The sequence below is a fragment of the Amycolatopsis vastitatis genome (assembly GCF_002234595.1).
In the GTDB taxonomy this organism is placed as follows: Bacteria; Actinomycetota; Actinomycetes; order Mycobacteriales; family Pseudonocardiaceae; genus Amycolatopsis; species Amycolatopsis vastitatis.
In genome coordinates this window covers 1-14414 of record NZ_NMUL01000032.1, presented here as the reverse complement: position 1 = coordinate 14414, position 14414 = coordinate 1, and the positions used below count along the sequence as shown (strand labels likewise).

The 14414-nt window shown below is 71.5% G+C and carries 15 protein-coding genes; 3 read left to right on the top strand and 12 right to left on the bottom strand.

Annotated features, from left to right (window positions below; translation table 11 throughout):
* Nucleotide 1: 1 nt before the first annotated feature.
* The 12 genes from pcaC to CF165_RS29695 form a co-directional block, all read right to left on the bottom strand.
* Nucleotides 2-403 carry a 4-carboxymuconolactone decarboxylase gene (gene pcaC / locus CF165_RS29750; protein WP_093950912.1) on the bottom strand — a complete coding sequence of 134 codons (402 nt, stop codon included), beginning with the start codon at nucleotides 401-403 and terminating at the stop codon, nucleotides 2-4.
* Nucleotides 400-1176 (bottom strand): 3-oxoadipate enol-lactonase, encoded by a 777-nt coding sequence (gene pcaD / locus CF165_RS29745; protein WP_093950911.1) that lies wholly within the window; start codon nucleotides 1174-1176, stop codon nucleotides 400-402. The genes pcaC and pcaD overlap by 4 nt, the downstream gene beginning before the upstream one ends.
* A gap of 14 nt (nucleotides 1177-1190) precedes the next feature.
* Nucleotides 1191-1745 (bottom strand): protocatechuate 3,4-dioxygenase subunit alpha, encoded by a 555-nt coding sequence (pcaG, locus tag CF165_RS29740; protein ID WP_093950910.1) that lies wholly within the window; start codon nucleotides 1743-1745, stop codon nucleotides 1191-1193.
* Nucleotides 1745-2479 carry a protocatechuate 3,4-dioxygenase subunit beta gene (pcaH, locus tag CF165_RS29735; RefSeq protein WP_093950909.1) on the bottom strand — a complete coding sequence of 245 codons (735 nt, stop codon included), beginning with the start codon at nucleotides 2477-2479 and terminating at the stop codon, nucleotides 1745-1747. The genes pcaG and pcaH overlap by 1 nt, the downstream gene beginning before the upstream one ends.
* A gap of 11 nt (nucleotides 2480-2490) precedes the next feature.
* Complete coding sequence (locus tag CF165_RS29730) at nucleotides 2491-3672, bottom strand: thiolase family protein (protein WP_093950908.1); 1182 nt, start codon at nucleotides 3670-3672, stop codon at nucleotides 2491-2493.
* On the bottom strand, nucleotides 3669-4427 hold the full coding sequence (locus CF165_RS29725; protein ID WP_093950907.1) for a CoA-transferase subunit beta: 759 nt from the start codon (nucleotides 4425-4427) through the stop codon (nucleotides 3669-3671). The genes CF165_RS29730 and CF165_RS29725 overlap by 4 nt, the downstream gene beginning before the upstream one ends.
* Nucleotides 4424-5233, bottom strand: a complete 810-nt coding sequence (locus CF165_RS29720) for a CoA transferase subunit A (RefSeq protein WP_093950906.1) — start codon at nucleotides 5231-5233, stop codon at nucleotides 4424-4426. The genes CF165_RS29725 and CF165_RS29720 overlap by 4 nt, the downstream gene beginning before the upstream one ends.
* A gap of 160 nt (nucleotides 5234-5393) precedes the next feature.
* Complete coding sequence (locus tag CF165_RS29715) at nucleotides 5394-5852, bottom strand: SRPBCC family protein (protein WP_093950905.1); 459 nt, start codon at nucleotides 5850-5852, stop codon at nucleotides 5394-5396.
* A 19-nt stretch (nucleotides 5853-5871) separates the two neighbouring features.
* Nucleotides 5872-6705, bottom strand: a complete 834-nt coding sequence (locus CF165_RS29710; RefSeq protein WP_093950904.1) for a carbohydrate ABC transporter permease — start codon at nucleotides 6703-6705, stop codon at nucleotides 5872-5874.
* A complete protein-coding gene (locus CF165_RS29705) occupies nucleotides 6705-7658 on the bottom strand; it encodes a carbohydrate ABC transporter permease (RefSeq protein ID WP_093950903.1) in 954 nt (317 codons plus the stop codon). The genes CF165_RS29710 and CF165_RS29705 overlap by 1 nt, the downstream gene beginning before the upstream one ends.
* Nucleotides 7658-8920, bottom strand: a complete 1263-nt coding sequence (locus CF165_RS29700) for an ABC transporter substrate-binding protein (protein WP_093950902.1) — start codon at nucleotides 8918-8920, stop codon at nucleotides 7658-7660. The genes CF165_RS29705 and CF165_RS29700 overlap by 1 nt, the downstream gene beginning before the upstream one ends.
* A 20-nt stretch (nucleotides 8921-8940) precedes the next feature.
* The gene (locus CF165_RS29695; RefSeq protein ID WP_240521852.1) at nucleotides 8941-10116 is read right to left on the bottom strand and encodes an ROK family protein; all 1176 of its coding nucleotides are present in this window, start codon (nucleotides 10114-10116) and stop codon (nucleotides 8941-8943) included.
* A 76-nt stretch (nucleotides 10117-10192) separates the two neighbouring features.
* Between CF165_RS29695 and CF165_RS29690 the strand changes: the two genes are divergently transcribed.
* From CF165_RS29690 to CF165_RS29680, 3 genes are read left to right on the top strand one after another with little or no spacing between them, the layout of a single operon-like run.
* A complete protein-coding gene (locus CF165_RS29690; RefSeq protein WP_093950900.1) occupies nucleotides 10193-12280 on the top strand; it encodes an alpha-galactosidase in 2088 nt (695 codons plus the stop codon).
* Between the two features lie 27 nt (nucleotides 12281-12307).
* Complete coding sequence (locus CF165_RS29685) at nucleotides 12308-13252, top strand: 2-hydroxyacid dehydrogenase (RefSeq protein ID WP_093950899.1); 945 nt, start codon at nucleotides 12308-12310, stop codon at nucleotides 13250-13252.
* Complete coding sequence (locus tag CF165_RS29680) at nucleotides 13249-14370, top strand: glycerate kinase (RefSeq protein WP_093950898.1); 1122 nt, start codon at nucleotides 13249-13251, stop codon at nucleotides 14368-14370. Before CF165_RS29685 ends, CF165_RS29680 begins: the two co-directional genes overlap by 4 nt.
* Nucleotides 14371-14414 lie beyond the last annotated feature (44 nt).

Sequence of the window (14414 nt, the reverse complement as noted above, 5' to 3'; positions counted from 1 at the left end):
CTTATCCGGCGTCGGCGGGCAGGGCGCTCGGCTCGCCGAGCTCGGCCAGGGTGCGCTGCGCGATGGCGAACGCCGCGTTCGCCGCCGGCGCCCCGGCGTAGACCGCCGTGTGCAGGAGGACCTCGCCGATCTCCGCGGCCGTCAGGCCGTTGCGGACCGCGGCCCGCACGTGCATCGCCAGTTCGTTGTGCGCGTGCAACGCGGTGAGCGCCGCCAGCGTCACGCAGCTGCGTGTCCGGCGGTCGAGACCGTCGCGGGCCCACACCGAGCCCCAGGCACCCTCGGTGATGTAGTCCTGGAACGGGCGGCTGAACTCCGTGGTGCCCGCGACCGCGCGGTCGACGTGCTCGTCGCCGAGCACCTCGCGCCGCACCTTCATGCCGTCCTCGTGCCGGTTCGTCAAGTTCGCTCCAAGTGGTCGAGGATCAGTCGGGTGAACTCCGCGGGCCGCTCGTAGCTGCCCAGGTGCGAGGCGTTCGCCACCACCTCCAGCCGCGCGCCGGGGATGGCCTCGGCGATCGGGCGGGCGTGCTCCTCCGGCGACGTGGCCCGGTCGTCGGCGCCGGCGATGACCAGCGTCGGCGCGCTGATCTTCGGCAACGCGTCCAGCTGGTCCATCCGCTCGATGAGCTCGCAGCACGCCGCGTACCCCTCGGCCGGGACCGCGGCGATCATCGCCCGCAGGAACTCCGCGACGTCCGGGTGGCTCTTCGCGTACGGCTCCGTCAGCCACCGGCCGACCCCGGCTTCCGCGATCGACGCCGTGCCTTCCGCGCGGACCTTGCGGGCGCGCTCCACCCACATCGACGGCGGGCCCAGCTTGGCCGAGGTGCAGCACAGCACCAGGCTCGCGATCCGGTCCGGGACGTGCACGCCGAGCCACATGCCGGTCATCCCGCCGAGCGACAGCCCGACCAGGTGGGCGCGCTCGACGCCGAGGTCGTCGAGCAGGGCCACGAAGTCGGCGCCGAGGTCCTCCAGCCGGTACGGCGGGGGCGGGACCGGTGAGCCGCCGTGGCCCCGGGCGTCGTAGCGCACCACCCGGTAGCCGCGCTCGACCAGCGGCGCGACCTGCGGCTCCCACATGCGCAGGTCGCTGCCCAGCGAGCCGGCGAAGACCACGACCGGGCCGTCCTCCGGGCCCTCGACCACCCGGTGCACCCGCACGGCGCTCACGCGCTCACCTCCGTTCACAGCGCGAAGAACACCGTCTCGCCGTCGCCCTGGAGGCGCACGTCGAAGCGGTAGCCGTCGTCGGTCTTCGCGGCGATCAGCGTGCCGCGCCGCTCCTCCGGGACGGTCGTCAGCACCGGGTCCCCGGAGTTGTCCTGGTCTTCGAAGTAGATCCGCGTGACGACCCGGTTCAGCAGGCCGCGCGCGAACACCGACACGTCGATGTGCCGCGCCTGCGTGGTGCCGCCCTCGCCGGGCACGACGCCCGGCAGCAGGGTGAGGATCCCGTACGTGCCGTCGGGGTTCGTCGGGCAGCGACCGAAGCCGCGAAATTCGCCGGACGCCTCGCCGCGCGGGTCGTCGGGGTGGCGGAACCCGCCGCCGGGGTCGGCCTGCCAGGTCTCGATCATGGCGTCCGGGACCGGGTCGCCGTTGCCGTCGCGGACCGTGCCGCGGATCCAGAACGCGCCGGGGGTGCCTTCGGGCACGACGTGCGGGCCGTCGGGCCAGGGCAGCCCGATCGACAGGTACGGGCCGACGGTCTGCGAAGGAGTGGGCAGCAGCCTGGGCATCAGTCCTCGTCCTCTTCCTCTTCGAACACCGACGCGTCGCGCCCGCGCAGCACGATGTCGAACTGGTACCCGAGCGCCCACTCGGCCTGGGTGATGTCGTGGTCGTAGCGCGAGACCATCCGCTGCCGGGCCTTCTCGTCCGGGATCGAGTTGAAGATCGGGTCCTGGGAGAACAGCGGGTCGTCCGGGAAGTACATCTGGGTGACCAGCCGCTGGGTGAACGCCGAGCCGAACACCGAGAAGTGGATGTGCGCCGGGCGCCAGGCGTTGTCGTGGTTCTTCCACGGGTACGCGCCGGGCTTGATGGTGGTGAAGGTGTAGCGGCCGTCGCTGTCGGTCAGGGTGCGCCCGACGCCGTCGAAGTTCGGGTCGAGCGGCGACGGCCAGCGGTCGCCGGTGTGCCGGTACCGGCCGCCCGCGTTGGCCTGCCAGATCTCGACGAGCGAGTCGCGCACTGGGCGGCCGTCGCCGTCGAGCAGCCGTCCGGTGACGATGATCCGCTGTCCCTGCGGTTCGCCCGCGTGCTGCCGGGTGAGGTCGTTGTCGTGTTCGCCGAGCCGGCCGGGGCCGAGCAGCGGGCCGGTGACCTCGGTGAGCATCTGCGGGAGCAGCACCAGTTCCTGCTTCGGGTGCCGCAGCGCTGTGGAGCCGTAGCCGCTGAAGTCGAGGGGCGGGTGCGTGCCGTCCGGGTCCTGCTCGTACCGCGGCAGCCTGAATTCGGTCGGAGTAGCCACGTCGATCTCCTTTACCGGCCTTCGAGGACGACGGCCAGGCCCTGGCCGACGCCGATGCAGATGGCGGCGAGTCCCCAGCCTCCGCCGCGGCGGTGCAGGTCGTGCGCCAGGGTGCCGAGGATCCGGCCGCCGGACGCGCCGAGCGGGTGCCCGATGGCGATCGCGCCGCCGTGGGTGTTCACGATCTCCGGGTCGAGCTTCTTCCAGTCGCGCAGGCAGGCCAGCGACTGCGCCGCGAAGGCTTCGTTGAGCTCCACCGCGGCCAGGTCGTCCCAGCCGATGCCGGCCCGCTCCAGCGCGATCTCCGCCGCGCGCACCGGGCCGATGCCGAAGACGTCCGGGTCGACGCCGGCCGCGCCGCGGCCGGCGATCCGGGCGAGCGGGGCTTTGCCCAGCCGGCTCGCGGCCGTCTCGTCGCCGAGCAGGAGCGCCGAGGCGCCGTCGTTCAGCGGGGAAGCGTTGCCCGCGGTGACGGTGCCGTTCTCCTTGCGGAAGACTGGCTTCAGCTTCGCCAGCTTCTCGGGGCTGGAATCGGCCCGGATGCATTCGTCACGGGCCAGGTCCACGCCCTCGACCGGCACCACCAGGTCGTCGTAGAAGCCCTCGTCCCACGCCTTCGCCGCGTTCACGTGGCTGCGCGCCGCGAAGGCGTCCTGCTCGTCGCGGCCGATGCCGTAGCGCTCCGCGAGCTGCTCGGTGGACTCGCCCAGGGAGATCGTCCACTGCGACGGCATCTCGGGGTTCACCATGCGCCAGCCGAGCGCGGTGTTGTACAGGGTCTGGTTGCCGGCGGGGAACGCCTTCTCCGGCTTCGGCATGACCAGCGGGGAGCGGGTCATCGACTCGACGCCGCCGGCGACGACCAGCGACGCGTCGCCGACCTGGATCGCCCGGCTGGCCTGCATCACCGCGTCGAGACCGGAGCCGCAGAGGCGGTTGACGGTGCTGCCGGGGACGCTCGTGGGCCAGCCGGCGAGCAGGGCGGCCATGCGGGCCACGTTGCGGTTGTCCTCGCCCGCGCCGTTCGCGTCCCCGAGCACGACCTCGTCCACTGTGGACGGATCGAGGTCGTGGCGGGACCGCAGGGCCTTGAGGACCCCGGCGGCGAGGTCGTCCGGGCGGACGCCGGCCAGCGCGCCACCGTAGCGGCCGAACGGGGTGCGGATCGCGTCGAGGACGTAGACGTCGGTCATGCGCTCGCCTTCTCGAGGTCGCGGAGGAGGGTCAGTTCCTGCTCCGTGGGGGCCGGGGTGGTCTTCAGGTCGTCCGACACCTTCAGTTTCCACCCCGTCGCCTTGATCGCCCGGTCCAGCTCCACGCCCGGGTGCAGCTCGGTGAGCGTCAGTTCGGCGGTCTCCGGATCGGGCCGCAGCAGGCCCAGGTCGGTGACGACCAGTGTCGGGCCCCGGCCCGGGAGCCCGAGCTTCTCGCGGTCGCCACGGCCGGTGCCGTGGCCGAACGACGTCACGAAGTCCACCTTCTCGACGAACGCCCGGGGGCTCTGGCGCAGCACGAGGAACACCTCACCGCAGGAAGCCGCGATCTCCGGGGCCCCGCCCGCGCCGGGCAGGCGGACCTTCGGGTCACGGTAGTCCGACCCGATCACCGTGGTGTTGATGTTGCCGAACTTGTCCAGCTGGGCGGCACCGAGGAAGCCGACGTCGATGCGGCCGGGCTGGAGCCAGTAGTTGAACACCTCCGGCACGCTGACCACGGCGTCCGCGGTGTCGGCCAGTTCGCCGTCCCCGATCGACAGCGGCAGCCGCGACGGCTTCGCGCCCAGGCAGCCGGATTCGTAGATCAGCGTGAGGTTCGGGGCGTGCGCGCGGCGCGCGAGGTTGGCCGCCTTGCTCGGCAGCCCGATGCCGACGAAACAGGACATGCCGTCCCCGAGCGCGCGGGCCGCCGCGACGCTCATCATCTCGTCGGCGGTGTACTCGGCGCTCATGCCTTCACCCCGGTCAGGTCGTTCAGCCACTTCGTGAACTCCTCACGGTCACGGCCCACCTCGTCCCACGCCTGGTAAGCCGCGTTGTCACGCTCGTAGTAACCGGCCGCGTACGACGGCTTCGCGCCGCCCGGGACCTCGGCCACCGCCGTGACGACCCACGCCGGGAGCACGACCGCACCCGGGCGCGGCTCCAGCTCGTCGACGACTTCTTCGACCGTCACCAGAGACCGTTTCGCGGCCAGGACTGCTTCCTTCTGGACGCCGGTGATCCCCCACATCTGGACGTTGCCGCTCCGGTCGGCGCGCTGCGCGTGGACGATCGTGACGTCCGGGTTCAGCGCCGGCACCGCGGTCAGGCGTTCGCCGGTGAACGGGCACGTGATCGGCTTGATCGTGTCCGTCTGCGCCGGCAGGTCGGTGCCCGTGTAGCCACGCAGCACCGCGAAGGGCAGGCCGGACGCGCCGGCGACGTACCGGTTGGCCATGCCCGCGTGGCTGTGTTCCTCGATCTCCAGCGGCACCGGCCAGTCGTGCTGGACCGCGTCGCGGAAGCGGTGCAACGACCCGACGCCGGGGTTGCCGCCCCACGAAAAGATCAGCTTGCGCGCGCAGCCCGCGCCGATCAGCTGGTCGTAGACGATGTCCGGGGTCATCCGCACGAGCGTGAGATCCCGGCGGCGTTGCCGGATGATCTCCTGCCCGGCCGCGACCGGGATGAGGTGCGTGAAGCCCTCGAGCGCGACGGTGTCACCGTCGCGCACCAGCCGGGCCACGGCCTGCTCCAGCGACAGCAGCTCCGCCATCACGCCCTCCGATTGTTCGCATCATGCACACTCGTTCTGAAAACGAACATAGCATCGTCGCCGGTGCCGCGGCCAGCCGTCTTCCACCCAATGGATGGCCCGCGCAGGAAAACGGGGACTTTTCCCGCCGTTCGCGCGGAAAGTCCCTTCGGGGGAACGATCAGCCGGCCGCCTCCGCGGCTCTCCGGAGGTGCTCGTTGCGGAGCCGGATGAGCCGGGGCATGTACCAGCCGAGCACGGTCCGCTCGGCGATCCTCCCGAACGGACCGAACGGAGCGGCGAAGTCGATGACATCACGCATGACGGTGCCGCCGTCGCCGTCCGGCTCGAAGTGATGGGCGTGGTGCCAGCGTGCGAACGGACCCGCGACCTGCTCGTCGACGAAGTAGCCGGGCGGGTCGCAGGCGCTGATGCGGGAGGTCATCCGCCAGCGCACCCCGAAGTGCTTCGCTTCCCAGGTGACGGTGTCGCCGAGCCGCATTCGCCCGGAGGTGACGCCGCCGATGACGCGCTCACCGGAGCCGGCCATCGAAGCGGTGTGCACCTCGACCTCCAGGGAGAGGTCGAAGACCCGCCGCGGAAGCGCCGCGATCCCGGTGGTGACCTCGAAGCGCGTCATGCGGCGACTCTACGACCCCTTACTCCTCGAGCCCGCTCGCCGCGATCCCGCGGACGACGAACCGCTGGGCGACCAGGAACATCGCGACCAGCGGCGCGATGGTGACCAGGGCGCCCGCGAACAGCGCCGGCAGGTTGACCGACTGCGCGGTGAGGAACGTCGAGAGCGCGACCTGCGCGGTCCACGACGACGGGTCCTGCCCGATCACCAGCGGCCACAGGAACGCGTTCCAGCTTTCGATGAACATCAGGGCACCGAGGGAGGCCAGCATGCTCCCGGAGTTCGGCAGGACCAGGCGCCGGTAGACGCCGAGGTAGCCGAGCCCGTCGAGCCGCCCCGCCTCCTCGATCTCGGCCGGGAACCGCAGGTAGAAGTTGCGGAAGAGGATCACGGTGAACGCGCTGAACAGGTTGGGCGCGATGATGCCCCATTCCGTGTCGACGCCGCCCAACGAGCCGACGACGACGAACGTCGGCACGAACGTCACCGACTGCGGGATCATCAGCGTGACCAGCACATAGGTGAACACCGCGCGGCGGCCCGGGACGGCGATCCGGGCCAGCGCGTACCCGGCCATCGACCCGAAGAGCGTGCCGACCGGCGCGGTGCCGACCGCGACCAGGAACGAGTTCCACAACGAGTGCGCCATCGGCACCGACGCGTCGGCGAACAGGTCGCCGAAGCCGACCCACGACACCGGGTCCGGCAGCCACGACCAGTCCGGCGAGCCGACCTGCTGCCGGGTCATCAGCGCGTTGCGCACCATGATGTAGAAGGGCAGCAGGAAGATCACCGACAGCACCGACGCCAGGACGTACTTCGGAGCCCGCCGCGGCAGGGGGACGACGGCCATCAGTCCTTCTTCCCGAAGCCCACGAACCGGCCCTGCAGCAGGGTGATCACGACGATGATCACGGTCAGCAGGAACGCGCCCGCCGAGCCGACGCCGTAGTTCTGGTCGCCGAGCGCGGAGTCGTAGAGGTAGACCAGCGGCGGCTTCACCGGCGCGGTCGCCGTGCCCGAAAGCCCGGTGCCGAACAGGTTGTAGAACTCGTCGAAGGCCTGGAACGCGGCGATCAGGATCAGCAGCAGCACGGCCACGGAGGTGTTCCGCAGCTGCGGCAACGTGATGTGGCGGAAGGCCTGCCACTTGCTCGTGCCGTCGAGTTCGCCCGCCTCGTACAGCGACGGCGAGATCGCCTGCAACCCGGCCAGGAAGAGGATCATGTACAGCCCGACCTGCAGCCACAGCCGCAGCGTCACCACCGCGACCCAGTACACCGGCGGGCTCGTCGTCGACAGCCACGGCACCGGGTCGGCGCCGAACAGCCCGCCGACGACGTTCGCGACACCCGACGGCAGGCCGTTGAACAGCGCCATCTTCCACACCAGCGCCGCGACGACGTACGACACCGCGGCCGGGATGAGGAACACCGTCCGGAAGAACGCCTTGCCGCGGCGGATGCTGCCGACCAGGACCGCGAGACCGAGCGACGCGACGAACGTGATCGGCACGATGAACACCGTGAACACCGCGATCGTCGTCAGCGAGGTCCGGAAGGCGTCGTCGCCGAGCAGGAACGCGTAGTTGTCGAAGCCGATCCAGTGCCCGAGCGAGAGGGTGCCGCGGGCGTCGTTGAAGCTGAGCAGGAAGCTCCAGCCGATGGCGACGTACTTGAACAGGCCCAGCCCGACGACCACGGGCCCGGTCAGCACCGCGAACGCCCCGATCGCGCGCCAATCGCGACGCCGTCGACGCTTCTTCGCCGCCACCGACACGGTCGGGGTCTCCAGCACGGCCGTCATCAGGACAGCTGCTTGTCGACTTCGGCCTGCGCCTTCTTCGCCGCGTCGGCGAGTTCGGCGGCCGGGTCGGCCTGCCCGTTCGCGATCTTCGTCGCGGCCTGCAGGAACAGCGTCGCTGATGCCTTGTTCCACAGCCCCGAATAGGACTTGCCGTTCTGCTGCGAGATCGTCACGGCGTCCTTCGCGGGGCCGCCGGAGAACTCGGTCGTCCGCGCCGCGATCTCCTTGCGCGCCGGGATGTGGAAGCCGTACTTGACGCACCAGTCCTTCTGCAGGTCGCCGTTCTTGATCCACAGCCAGTCGACGAACTTCTTCGCGGCGTCCAAGTGGGCGCTGTTCGCGTTGGCCAGCTGGTACCAGCCGCCGACGCGGGCGACCTGCTTGCCCGCGTCACCGAACTTCGGCCACGGGACCACGCCGAAGTCGTCGCCGAGTGCCTTCTTGATGTCCGGCAGCGACCACAGCCCACCCCACTGCATCGCCGTCGCGCCGTTGGCGAAGGCGCCGGGGTCGGACCAGTCGGTCGGATAGCCCTGGAGCAGGCCGCCGGTGTCGTGCAGCTGCTTGAGCCCGCCGATCGCGGCGATCGCCTCGGGCGCAGCGAAGGCGACCTTCTTGCCGCTGCTGTCGAAGAAGTCGCCGCCGGACGACCAGAGCAGGAGCGTCGCCGCTTCGCCGACGCCGTCGGTGCCGACGTACAGGCCCTTCTGCTTGCCGTTGTTCAGTTTTCGCGTGGCTTCGAGCAGCTCGGCGAACGTCCGCGGCGGCTGGACGCCCGCGGCCTGCAGCGCGCTCTTGCGGTAGTACAGCATCATGACGTCGTCGATCATCTTGACGCCGTAGACCTTGCCGTCGACGGTCGCGGTGTCCAGCGCGGCCTGGCTGAAGTCGCCCTTGACCGGGCCGACGACGTCGTCGAGCGGCGCGAGCAGGCCGTTCTTGACGTTCTGGTAGCGGAAGTCGCCGATCTCGAACAGGTCCGGCGCCTGCGCGGTGAGCATCGCCGAGTTGAGCTTGGTCTCGTAGTCGCCGGCGATCCAGCTGACGTTGATCGCGATGTCCGGGTTGGCCTTGGTGAACTCCTGCGCGTACCGCTGGACGGCTTGCTGCGTCCCGGATTCGCCGTACGCGTGGTACCACTGCTGCAGCGTGACCTTCGCCCCCGAAGAGGCGTTCTTGTTCAACGGGTCCGAGGTGCAGCCCGCGAGGGCCGCTCCCCCGGCGAAGAGGACGGAACCGACCAGGAAGCTTCGACGATTCATGGGGTTCACGGGACTTCTCCTTAATCGCTGTCGGACACGAACAGGCTCTGGACGGCGACGGCGGCGGCACCACGGGCCCACTCCTCGAACGGGAGCGGCCGGATGACCAGGCGGCAGCGGGCGGCGCTGCCGAACACCTGGACCGCGAAGGTCCGGCGGATCTGCTCCTCGAACAGGTCGTAGGTGGCGACGCCCTCACCCGAGACCACCACCCGTTCCGGGCCGAACAGGTTGACCAGCGCGGCCAGCCCGAGGCCGATCGCGTGGCCCGCGGCGGCGAAGACCTCCCGCAGTGGTTGGTCGCCGCCACGGGCGCGCGTCACGGCGTCGTCCATCGACAGCGCGGGTTCGCCGGTGACCTGCCGGGCGCGCGTCAGGATCGCTTCGGTGGACGCGATCGCCTCGACACAGCCCCGCCCACCGCAGTGGCAGGACGGGCCGCCGTCGGCGACCGGGACGTGCCCGATTTCGCCCGCGACGCCGTGGGCGCCGCGGACCAGACCGCCGTTGACCACGAGCGCGCTGCCGATGCCCGTGCCCACCGTGACCAGTGCGAACGACGACGCGCCGACCCCTTCGCCGAACCACTGCTCGGCGACGGCGAGGGCCTTGACGTCGTTTTCCAAAGTCACCGTGAGCCCGGTGGCGTCTTCCAGGAGTGCAGCCAGGGGGACGTCCCGCCAGCCGAGGAACGGCGAGTACCGGACGACGCCGGACGCGCGGTCGACGTCTCCTGACACCGCGACACCGAGGCAGTAGGCGCGCTCGCGGAGGTTGCCGGCGCCGGCGAGCAGCTCGCCGACGAGGTCGGCCAGCGCCCGCACGACGTGATCGACGTCATGGCCGGCCAGCGCGTGGTGGGCGCTGACCCGGACGTCGGCACGCAGGTCGGTGACGACGCCGATCAGGTCGTCCCCGGTGATCTTGACGCCGACGAAGTACTCCCGGTCCGGCCGGATGGCCAGGGGGTTCGCGGGGCGGCCGGCGCCGGGCGCGGTCCGGCCGCCGGAAGCGAGTTCTTCGAGGTAGCCGGCTTCGATGAACGGCCTGGCGGCCTTGGTGACCGCGGCCGAGGAGAGCCCGGTGCGGCGGGCGACGTCGACCCGGGAGACCGGCCCTTCGGTGAGGACCGTGGTGAACACGGTCGCTGCCGCGGGACTGGTGATCGGCGCCCTTGCCGGTGCACTGCGAGGCATGGCCGGAAGGTTAGGAGCTATTAATTAACTTCGTCAAGAATTTATTTTTCGGCCGCCGGTCTCTACGCTCACGGGCATGTCGCTCGTGGATCACGACCCCGCACACCGGCTCTGGCTGCTGCGCACCCCTGAGAGCTCGTACGCCTTCCGGCTGGACTCCGCCGACCGGCCGCGGCACGTGCACTGGGGCCCGCCGCTGACGCTCTCCCAGGCCACGCAGGTCGCCGCGCGCCGCAACCCGGCCGACAGCAGCTTCGACGAACCCGGCGACGACCGGCAGGAGCTGCCGGCCGAGGGCGGCGCGTTCTTCGGCGTCGCGGCGCTGGCCGTGCGCTACGAGGACGGGACGTCGGCGCTGGAGTGGCACTACGACGGCTTCGCGCTCGAAGACGACGCGCTCGTCGTCCGGCTCACCGACCGCCACTACCCCCTCGAACTCTCGCTGCACTACCGCGTCCGCGGGGACGTCGTCGAACGCTGGACGACCCTGCACAACACCGGCGAAGTGCCGATTTCCCTGCTCCGCACGGATTCGGCGGCCTGGACGCTCCCCCGGCGCGACGGCGCGCGGCTGAGCCGGACGTCCGGCGCGTGGAGTGCCGAGTACGGCGTGCTGCGCGAACCGCTCCCGGTCGGCGAGACCACGCTCACCAGCCGTCGCGGCACGTCCAGCCACCAGGTCAACCCCTGGGTGATGCTCGACGCGGGCGACGCGACGGAGACCGCGGGCGAGGTGTGGTCCACCGCGCTGGCGTGGAGCGGCAGCTGGCGGATCACCGTCGAGCGCACCCACACCGGCCGCGTCACGTGGACCGGCGGGTTCGGGCACGAGCACGTCGGCTGGCGGCTGCGGCCCGGGGAAACGTGGGAGACGCCGGTGTTCGCCGGCCTCTACGCGGCCGACGGCTTCGGTGGCACCAGCCGGCGCTGGCACGCCTACGTCCGGGAGTTCGTCCAGCCGCATCCCGGGGAACTGCGGCCGATCGTCTACAACTCCTGGGAAGCGACCGGCTGGGACGTCGACGAGCGGACCGAGACGCAACTGGCCGCCGCGGCGGCGGAACTGGGCGCCGAGCTGTTCGTCATGGACGACGGCTGGTTCGGCGCCCGCACCGGCGACGCCGCCGGGCTCGGCGACTGGACCCCCAACGAACAGCGCTTCCCGGCCGGGCTGCGGCCGCTGGCCGACGCCGTCCACGCGCACGGCATGCAGTTCGGGCTGTGGGTCGAACCCGAGATGGTCAACCCGGACAGCGACCTCTACCGCGCGCACCCCGACTGGGTGCTGCACATGGCGAACCGCGAGCGGACGACGCTGCGCAACCAGCTCGTGCTGAACTTCGCGCGGCCCGACGTCGCGGACTGGGCGCACAAGTGGCTCGACCGGCTGGTCGGCGACCACGGCGTCGACTACCTCAAGTGGGACATGAACCGGGCGTTCACCGAAGCGGGCTGGCCGGGCGAGGACGCGGGCCGGGTGTGGGTCGGCCACGTGCGCGCGGTGTACCGGATCCTGGACCGGCTCCGCGCCGACCACCCGAACCTGCGCATCCAGGGCTGCGCGGGCGGTGGCGGGCGCACCGACCTCGGCATCCTCGCGCGCACCGACGAAATCTGGGCGTCCGACAACACCGACGCCGCCGACCGGATCTCCATCCAGCACGGCTACGGCCAGATCTACCCGGCGGGCACGATGTCGGCGTGGGTGACCGACAGCCCGAACCCGGCCACGCATCGGGAGGCGCCGCTGAGCTTCCGCTTCCACGTGGCGATGGCCGGGGTGCTCGGCCTGGGCGGCGACCTGCCGCGCTGGAGCGCCGGGGAACTCGCGGAGGCGGCGGCGCTCGTGGCGCTGTACAAGGAGATCCGGCCCGTGGTGCAGCACGGCGCGCTGTACCGGCTGGCGGATCCCGCGGTCTCGGCGCTGACCGCGGTGCAGTACGTGCTGGACGGCGAAGCCGTCGTCTTCTTCTGGCGGCGGCCCACGGAGTTCGCGCGCCCGTTCACGCCGCCGCGCCTGCGGGGCCTGGCACCGGCCGGGCGGTACCGCGACCAGGACGGCGTCGTGCACGACGGCGCGGTGCTGATGAGCCACGGCCTCGCCGTGGACTTCCCGGGCAGCGGGTACGCGAGCACGGTGGTGCGGCTGACGAGGGTGGGGTGAAGGTCTCCCGTCGCCTAGGCTGTCGGGGTGCCCAAGATCGCGGTGACCCGCTGGATTCCCGACGACGCGGTGAAGCTCCTCGCCGAAGCGGGTGAGGTGGCGGTGTCGCCCGCCGACCGTCCGTTGACGACGGACGAGCTGCACGAGTTCGTGGCCGGCGCGGACGCCGTGGTCGGCATGCTGCACGACCGGCTCGACGGCGCGCTGGCCGACGCCGCGGGCCCTGGCCTCAAGGTCGTCGCGAACGTCGCGGTCGGGTACGACAACGTCGACGTCACGGCGCTGGCCGGACGCGGGATCGTCATCACGAACACGCCGGGCGTGCTCACCGACGCCACCGCCGACCTCGCCTTCGGCCTGCTCCTCGCCGTCACGCGGCGGATCGGCGAAGGGGAACGGCTGCTGCGCTCCCGCACGCCGTGGTCGTTCCACCTGGGCTTCCTGCTCGGTTCCGGGCTGCAGGGCAAGACGCTCGGCATCGTCGGGTTCGGGCAGATCGGCCGGGCGATGGCGAAACGGGCCGAAGCGTTCGGCATGTCGATCGTCTACACAGGACGGTCGAAACAGGACACCGACGCCGAATTCGTTTCGTTCGAGGAGCTGCTGGCGCGGGCCGATGTCGTTTCGCTGCACTGCCCGCTAACACCCGAGACGCGGCACCTCGTCGACGCCGCCGCGTTGCGCGCCATGAAACCCGGCGCCTACCTGGTGAACACGACCCGCGGCCCGGTCGTCGACGAAGCCGCGCTGGCCGACGCGCTCGAAGCCGGGGAGATCGCCGGCGCCGCACTCGACGTGTTCGAAAAGGAACCCGAGGTGGAACCGCGCCTGCTCGGCCGCGACGACGTCGTGCTCAGCCCGCACCTCGGGTCCGCGACGGTCGAGACCCGCACCGCGATGGCCGTGCTGGCCGCCCGCAACGTCGCGGCGGTGCTCGCCGGGCGTCCCCCGCTGACGGAGGTGAAGCCGTGACCCGTGTCGTCATCGCGCCCGACAAGTTCAAGGGCAGCCTCACCGCGGTCGAGGCCGCGGAGGCGATCGCGCTCGGCGTGCGAGACGCCTTGCCGGAGGCCGAAATCGTCTCCTGCCCGGTCGCCGACGGCGGCGAAGGCACCTTGGACGTGCTGGAAGCCGCGGGCGCGCGGATCGTCCGGCTGACGGTCCGCGGCCCGCTCGAGGAAGCGGTCAAAGCGCGGTACGCCGTGCTCGACGGCACCGCGTACATCGAATCGGCGCGCGCGTGCGGCATCGAATTCGTCGAGCCGAGCCCCGCGACGGCGCTGGCCGCGCACACGTGGGGTGTCGGCGAGCTGCTCATGGACGCGGTGATGCACGGCGCGAAACGACTTGTCCTGACGGTCGGCGGCACCGCCAGCACCGATGGTGGCGCCGGGATGCTGGGCGCGCTCGGCGCGGGCGTCCTGGACGCGTTCGGCGCGCCGGTCGGGCTCGGCGGCGGCACACTCACGCGAGTCGCTTCGACCGAGCTGACGCCGGCGCGGGAACGACTGGACGGCGTGCGCGTCGCCGTCGCGACCGACGTCACGAACCCGCTGCTAGGCCCGTCCGGCGCGGCGGCGGTGTTCGGGCCGCAGAAGGGCGCGGGGCCTTCCGAGGTGGCGTTGCTCGACGAAGCTTTGGGCCGGTGGGCGCACGCGTTGCAGGTGGGCGGCGCGCCGGACGTCAGCCAGGTGCCCGGCGCCGGAGCCGGCGGCGGGGTCGCGGCCGGCGCGATCGCCCTCGGCGCGACGGTGGAATCGGGCTTCGACCTCATCGCCGGGCTGACCGGGGTCGACGCGGCGCTCGAAGGTGCCGATCTGGTCATCACCGGCGAAGGTTCACTGGACGAGCAGAGTCTCAACGGCAAGGCCCCGGCCGGGATCGCCGACCGGGCGCGGCCGCGGGGGGTACCGCTGATGGTGTTGGCGGGCCGGATCCAGCTCGACGAAGCCGGGCTGGCCCGGCTCGGCGTGGTGGGCAGCAGCGCGTTGATCGACCACGCGCCCTCGCTCGACCACGCGCGGGCCCACGCGGCGGAACTGCTGCGTGCCCGGGCCGCGGAACTCGTCCGGGAATGGCGGTCCCGCTAGGCCTCCGGACAACCGCCGAGGCTCAAGCGCCCCAATGTGGCGTT

Excerpts from the sequence above, each read along its gene's own strand:
- pcaG (WP_093950910.1), bottom strand. The coding sequence starts at position 1,745 with ATGCCCAGGCTGCTGCCCACTCCTTCGCAGACCGTCGGCCCGTACCTG.
- CF165_RS29730 (WP_093950908.1), bottom strand. The coding sequence starts at position 3,672 with ATGACCGACGTCTACGTCCTCGACGCGATCCGCACCCCGTTCGGCCGC.
- CF165_RS29725 (WP_093950907.1), bottom strand. The coding sequence starts at position 4,427 with ATGAGCGCCGAGTACACCGCCGACGAGATGATGAGCGTCGCGGCGGCC.
- CF165_RS29720 (WP_093950906.1), bottom strand. The coding sequence starts at position 5,233 with ATGGCGGAGCTGCTGTCGCTGGAGCAGGCCGTGGCCCGGCTGGTGCGC.
- CF165_RS29715 (WP_093950905.1), bottom strand. The coding sequence starts at position 5,852 with ATGACGCGCTTCGAGGTCACCACCGGGATCGCGGCGCTTCCGCGGCGG.
- CF165_RS29710 (WP_093950904.1), bottom strand. The coding sequence starts at position 6,705 with ATGGCCGTCGTCCCCCTGCCGCGGCGGGCTCCGAAGTACGTCCTGGCG.
- CF165_RS29705 (WP_093950903.1), bottom strand. The coding sequence starts at position 7,658 with ATGACGGCCGTGCTGGAGACCCCGACCGTGTCGGTGGCGGCGAAGAAG.
- CF165_RS29700 (WP_093950902.1), bottom strand. The coding sequence starts at position 8,920 with ATGAATCGTCGAAGCTTCCTGGTCGGTTCCGTCCTCTTCGCCGGGGGA.
- CF165_RS29695 (WP_240521852.1), bottom strand. The coding sequence starts at position 10,116 with ATGCCTCGCAGTGCACCGGCAAGGGCGCCGATCACCAGTCCCGCGGCA.
- CF165_RS29690 (WP_093950900.1), top strand. The coding sequence starts at position 10,193 with ATGTCGCTCGTGGATCACGACCCCGCACACCGGCTCTGGCTGCTGCGC.